Source organism: Sulfitobacter sp. (assembly GCF_036961165.1).
Lineage (GTDB): Bacteria > Pseudomonadota > Alphaproteobacteria > Rhodobacterales > Rhodobacteraceae > Sulfitobacter.
Genome location: NZ_JBALVJ010000128.1, coordinates 1 through 6262, shown reverse-complemented (window position 1 = coordinate 6262; position 6262 = coordinate 1). Strand labels below are relative to the sequence as shown.

Here is a 6262-nt window from a genome sequence, read left to right as displayed (position 1 = left end):
ATTCTCAGTGACAATTTATGGGGCTACCGGGTCAGCTCTCAGTGACATTCAACAAACCCGGCGGTGCCCATCACTGTGTCCGAACAAGTCGAAAGCAAGCATGAAGCGTTTGAAGCCGGGGCTAGCATTGTCCATGCTCATGTTCGCAATGATGACGAAACACCCTCAAGCGATCCGGACAAGTTTGCAGCTTTGAAAGAGGGCTTGGAAAAACACTGCCCCGGAATGATTATTCAATTTTCAACTGGCGGACGCTCCGGCGCGGGGAAAACGCGTGGCGGCATGATCTCACTTCAGCCCGACATGGCGTCACTTTCCGTCGGATCCAACAATTTTCCGACCCGCGTATATGAAAATCCACCCGATCTGGTTGATTGGTTGGCGTCGGAAATGGTTACTCATGGCGTAAAGCCAGAAATTGAAGCCTTTGACCTTTCTCACATTTTTAAGGCCGCAGAGATGCACATGACGGGGAAGATAACCGATATTCCCTATGTGCAATTTGTCATGGGGGTCAAAAATGCCATGCCCGCTGATCGGCATGTCCTTGATTTCTATGTTCAAACCGTCAAACGGTTGTTTGGCGATAAGGCACAGTGGTGTGCGGCAGGAATTGGGGCAGATCAATTTACTCTAAATGACTGGTCAGTTTCTGCGGGCGGGCATGCGCGAACAGGACTTGAGGACAACATTCGTATCGACAAGGCTAACCTAGCGCCATCTAACGCAGCTTTGGTACGGCGTGTCGTTGATCTTTGCGACAGATACGAACGCCCCGTTGCTGACTGTTCAGAGGCGCGATCATTGCTCGGATTGACCTGATTATTCCGCACCCATTTTGTTACAATTCCAAAAAGCGTCGAAGCCGATCTGGTGGCACGGACATGCCACCAGAATTGTTAAATATGACTATTGCGCGAGATCAAAAAACAAGATCTCGGCCGTTTTTCCTTGGTCAAACGTCAGCGAGCCGTTGCCGTCAATGCCAAGGCCGTCGCCCTTTGACAAAGGGATACCATTTACGTTTAGAGATCCGTCAGCAACCTGCACCCAACCTTTGCGCCCAGCTCTCAAATTAGTGCTGATGACTTGGCCGCCTTCCAATGTCGCCGCATAAACGCTTGCGTCTGCTTGGGTTGTCATGGAGCCTTCGCACCCATCTCGGGAAATGAACAGTTTGAGTTTCCCACTCTTGTCGTCGTTTGTCAGATCAATGGTATCATAGGCGGGCTTGGTGTTCTGCGTCGCGGGCAATAGCCAAACCTGCAAAAAACGCATTTCGTCAGTCGAAGACGGATTGAACTCGGAATGGGTCACGCCGGACCCTGCACTCATATATTGAACGCCGCCCGCGCTGACGACCGATCCGTTACCCAAAGAGTCCTTGTGTTCAAGAGCGCCGCCCAAGACATAGGAAAAAATCTCGGCGTTTTTGTGTGGATGCTGACCAAATCCTTTGCCACCTTCGACAAGGTCATCATTGATGACACGCAGATTTCCAAATCCCATATGCTTAGGGTCATGGTAATTTCCAAAGCTAAAACTATGGGCTGACTTGAGCCAGCCAAAGTCGACTTGCCCCCGATCTTTGGCGTGGCGAAGGGTTAAACTCATGTCACCTTGTTGGGTGGTGCTCTGATCAATAATCATGTTGCTAATCTTTCATAGGCTATTGGTTATGTCGCGAACCTGCGTCGGACGAAGGCGAGGCGCTCAATTAGTCGGGCAAGGGGATGAATTCGCCATTGTCTGATGGGGGGAGTTGAAAACGACCATGTTCCCAATCACCTGCGGCCCATGCTTCCTTAGCGGCTTCGATCTTGTCTTTCGAAGACGCGACGAAATTCCACCAGATGTGACGGGGCCCGTTCAGTGTCTCGCCGCCAAGCAACATCAGCCTTGCGCCAGCTGGGCCAGCTTTGACAGTGATTGCATCACCGGGACGGAACACCATCATTTGACCGGAATGAAACGTGTCGCCAGCGACTTCAATCGAACCATCAGTAACGTAGATACCGCGATCCTCATGGTTGTCGGGCATTGGTAGCAAGGCACCGGCGTCCAGGATGGCGTCCGCGTAAAACATCTCGGAGAATGTCTTTGTCGGTGCACGTTCGCCCCAAGCGTTGCCAAGAATGAGGCGCACTTGCTTACCCTCACCCTCAATGAAAGGAAGGGCCTCTTCTTTGTGATGTTCGAAATCTGCATCCATGTCTTCTGCTTCCTCCGGTAAGGCCACCCATGTCTGAATGCCGAACAGGCTACTGGGACCTTTGCGGGTTTGCTCACTTGTGCGTTCTGAATGGGTGACACCGTTACCGGCTATCATCCAATTCACCTCGCCGGGGTAAATCATCTGGTTGGTGCCAAGGGAATCCTGGTGCTGAAACTCTCCATTGTAGAGATAGGTCACTGTCGCCAATCCGATATGGGGATGCGGACGCACGTCGATGCCTTGTTCTGTGATAAATTCAGCGGGACCCATTTGGTCAAAGAACACGAAAGGACCGACCATTTGGCGTCTCGCCGATGGGAGTGCGCGTCGGACCTCGAAATTCCCAATGTCTCGCGCCCGTGGCACGATCAGTGTTTCTATCGCATCAACGTCACCTGCACCGGGACAGGTTGGTTCAATTGAAGGGTTCCAGCTCATAACGTATTCCTTTCTTCCTTTTGAGACAGCCCAGTCATCGCACGCGTTGTTAAGATTAATTGGTCGAGCGTGGCCTTCAGCATCTGAGATTGTTGCTCATTTTTGAGTGCGCCAGCGTCATCAAATGCGCTAAACCCATTCGAAATGGCGACCTGATTTGGCACCACAGTCACGCCGATATTTCCCAACATCATGCGAAGCGGAACAAGACCACGCAAACCACCCAAAGCGCCAGGAGCGACTGACCCAAGGGCTGCGACCTTGCCATTATAGGCCCAAAGTGAGAGTTCATTCTCGGTGTGTGGGCGAGAAATCCAGTCCAATGCGTTTTTCAGCAGCGGAGAAAACGAGCTGTTATATTCCGGCGAAGCAATGAATATTCCATCATGCTCAACGAAGAGTTGTTTGAGCCGTTTAGCGTTTTCCGGCAGGCCTGCATCGTCTTCAAGGTCACCATCATAGATCGGCATCTCGAAGTCTTTGAGGTCTATTAGAGTGACGTCGAGATTGGCTTTTTGAGCCGTGCTCGCAGCCAAAGCTGCGAGTTTTTTGTTTGTTGAAGCAGTTCGTGCGCTTCCGGCGAACATGAGAAGTTTGGGCATAATTCTTGCTTTCGAATTAGGGACAGAGGTTAGTGTTAAGCCCGCAAAGATTGTGGGATAAAACCGTCGATCACCTGCAGTTTACGCAGTGCGAACGGACCATTGCCCTGAAGCGCGACGGCAGCTGCAAGAACCACCAGCAGCAATGGGAATTCCCAACCGCCGCCCTCTGAGCTGAAGACCCAACCGTTGCCTGCATGTGCCCAAAGCGCACCCAGCAGCAGCGGTATCGAGAGGAGTGAGGCCAAGCGCGTGTAGAGACCCAAAAGGATCGCTGTACCGCCTGAGATTTCTGCGAAGATAGTCAGATAGGCCGCGATTGGGGGAAGCCCGAGGCTGGCAAAATATCCCACGGTGCCGGGGATCGTGAAAACGAGTACTTTTAAAAGTCCGTGAGATAACAGGATGCCCCCAAGGGACAAGCGGGTGATGAGTGCGCCGTAGTTTGGGTTGGTATGCTGTGTCATTGTCTTGCTCCATATGTGTTTGTGTCTGTTGAAGCATAGATTGCATGTTGCCATGGATTTGATAATAATGTCATTTGGAAGGTAACTCATTCCATTAGGTTGATAATGTAGATGGATCATGTGTCACGCGTTGGCGTCTTTATCGCCGTTGTTAAAGCCCAGAGCTTTGCTGGTGCTGCGCGCATGTTGGGCATTACCAGCTCAGCAGTCTCAAAGCAGGTCCAGAACCTAGAGCAGGATCTGCAGGTCAAACTGCTCAACCGCACGACGCGGAATGTATCTGTTACCGAAGAGGGGGCGGTTTATTATGAACGCGCCGCCCGCGCATTAGAGGACTTGCAAGAGGCGCGTGAGCAGATCTACGAATTGAAATCGCGCCCCAGAGGGCCATTGAAGGTCAGTTTTCCGCAGAGCCTAGGGATCAAATATTTCGGGCAAGCGATTGCGTCTTTTGCGGCGGAATATCCCGAAGTTGAACTGGATGTGAGTTTGGACGAACGCTTCGTCGATATCGTGAATGAAGGATTTAATCTCGCTGTGCGGATTGGGTCACTAAAAGACACATCACTTATCGCGCGGCGCATGGCATCTTGTCCTTTTGTGATATGTGCAAGCGCCGGTTATCTTGAAGCACATGGCACCCCACAGAAACCAGATGATCTGGCGCACCACAATGTGTTGGCATTCACTGGAAACAGCGGGCTGCACGAGTGGCGCTATCAGGACACGGCAGGTCAGCACGGCCAAGTTAGTTTGAGTGGGACATTCAAATCAGATTCTGGAGATATACTATGTCGCGCGGCATTAGAGGGCGTCGGCATCGCAATTCTTCCCATCTTCTACGTTGCCGAGCACATCAAGAACCATGAGCTGCAGGCGGTGTTGTCTGATCACGTCACGTCGCCCAAGCGGGATATCTACGCAGTGTTCCAACCAAACCGTTTCCAGTCCACCCGGCAGCGGTTGTTCGTCGATCATCTGGTCTCGACATGCAAACAACTGCCGTGGGAAAGCTAAAGTCACGACAATAAATACCGGTGGTTGCATGCTTGAAACTCGGCAGACATTTTGGAAAGTTCGTTGTGATAATGTTTGAAACCAATGAAAGCTAATGGAGTATAACATCGTACAAACTGCCAATAGCGGACACACGCGCAACCGCAGCGAAAGTTCACTTTGTCCGCTGACCAATGTTCCAGTCGACAAAATGCTGCACAATGCACGAATGGCCGCTTCGACGGGCCGCACCGCAGCAACCTGAGGTGGACGTGAACGGCAGCTATGGGCCGATAGTTACAGATGCTGCGCCATGCACATACCTATCGCAGCAAGTTGTCAGCAACAATCCGAAGTGGGTTCTTACTTTTCCTGCAATGTAACGCGAAACGCAGGCGAAGTCGCACGACCACCCGTCCGATCGTTCGCGATCGCTCCACAGTTATTGCGGTTGCAGCGAATGGCCGGTCTGGGAAAATGCATCGCAGCGCTCGACACTGTCGCGGAGGTCCGCTGTCAGCCATTCGCGTTAAGCGCACCGTCAAAGTGGCTAATCCGTCGCGTCCGTATGGCTGACTATAATATTTCAGTCAGACAAAGCGATTACGCGGCTGAGTTTCACCAGTTCCAGTATTTTCAGCGCATTTTCATCGACGCGGTACCTTAGGCCTAACTCAACAGCCTAAATCCCTTCTTTAGAAGCCAATGGCCGCCATTTGCTTGTAAAATGGCAGCCTTAACCTGTGCAGTGGTCATTATTTGGTTGTCCCAACAACACGTTTCATCAAATAGGCCAAAGTTTGAGTTTGTATTTGAAGTACCCTCAACATGCGCATGTCATGTACCCCTTCATAACATGGCCAGCCCCTGGTGTCTGATCCGAAAGTTCAACACATCATACCTTTCGTGTTCATCCGCACAGACCTATATTAGATATTGTGCTGAATGCTCTTCCCCTCCGTCCCGTGCCCGCTCACAGGGAAACGATACCGTCATATTTATCGCGTATCGCGGCGATGAACGGTGTGTCTACTGCTAATTTTGCCCTGGACATGGGCTTTTCACTCAAGAAAATTATCAGTCTCGAGGAAGAGGCTGCGTGCAGTCTCGCTGAATGCGGTGGACTTACCGATAAACAGCTTAAAGAGCTCATGTCTTGGACCGGGCAAAGGGTGGGCGATGTCCGGATGGCCTTCCGCGGCGAGGTTTTTGTCTCCCGAGCGCTCAGAAACCCGATCATTCGGGGCTGCCCGATTTGCCTGCGCGAAGATAGCGAAGCCGATCTCTCGCATCCGCTCAGCCACATGGCGATGCGAGGGGATTGGCAATTGCGGGAACTTAATATTTGCGTCGCGCACCAGCACCCCTTGGTTCCGCTTTGGGAATACGGGCCACCGACTGATCGGTTCGACATTTCAGCCCGCCTCGCTGAAATTCTGCCTGCCGTCCTCGATGGCCGATTAGAACAGCCGCGTGTGCCGCCTTCGCCGTGAAGTGGTCCGGCAAAATTGGACAGCGTGCTAAGATGTATCCAACCCGAACGA

At 51.9% G+C, this 6262-nt stretch carries 6 protein-coding genes and 1 pseudogene; 3 read left to right on the top strand and 4 right to left on the bottom strand.

Annotated elements, in window-relative coordinates:
• Positions 1-48 precede the first annotated feature (48 nt).
• Positions 49-822: pseudogene (locus V7730_RS21680) on the top strand (3-keto-5-aminohexanoate cleavage protein); the annotation flags it as partial.
• Positions 823-909: 87 nt separating this feature from the next.
• Here V7730_RS21680 and V7730_RS21675 read toward each other — a convergent pair.
• From V7730_RS21675 to V7730_RS21660, 4 genes are all read right to left on the bottom strand, one after another.
• A complete protein-coding gene (locus V7730_RS21675; RefSeq protein WP_335749638.1) occupies positions 910-1650 on the bottom strand; it encodes a pirin family protein in 741 nt (246 codons plus the stop codon).
• A gap of 67 nt (positions 1651-1717) precedes the next feature.
• Positions 1718-2653 (bottom strand): pirin family protein, encoded by a 936-nt coding sequence (locus V7730_RS21670; protein ID WP_335749637.1) that lies wholly within the window; start codon positions 2651-2653, stop codon positions 1718-1720.
• Positions 2650-3255, bottom strand: a complete 606-nt coding sequence (locus tag V7730_RS21665; protein ID WP_335749636.1) for an NADPH-dependent FMN reductase — start codon at positions 3253-3255, stop codon at positions 2650-2652. Before V7730_RS21665 ends, V7730_RS21670 begins: the two co-directional genes overlap by 4 nt.
• 35 nt (positions 3256-3290) lie before the next feature.
• The gene (locus V7730_RS21660) at positions 3291-3722 is read right to left on the bottom strand and encodes a DoxX family protein (RefSeq protein ID WP_335749635.1); all 432 of its coding nucleotides are present in this window, start codon (positions 3720-3722) and stop codon (positions 3291-3293) included.
• Positions 3723-3833: 111 nt separating this feature from the next.
• On the opposite strand from V7730_RS21660, the gene V7730_RS21655 reads away from it, so the two are divergent.
• Positions 3834-4739 carry a LysR family transcriptional regulator gene (locus V7730_RS21655; RefSeq protein WP_335749634.1) on the top strand — a complete coding sequence of 302 codons (906 nt, stop codon included), beginning with the start codon at positions 3834-3836 and terminating at the stop codon, positions 4737-4739.
• A gap of 917 nt (positions 4740-5656) precedes the next feature.
• Positions 5657-6211, top strand: a complete 555-nt coding sequence (locus V7730_RS21650) for a TniQ family protein (RefSeq protein ID WP_335749633.1) — start codon at positions 5657-5659, stop codon at positions 6209-6211.
• The last annotated feature ends 51 nt before the right edge of the window (positions 6212-6262 follow it).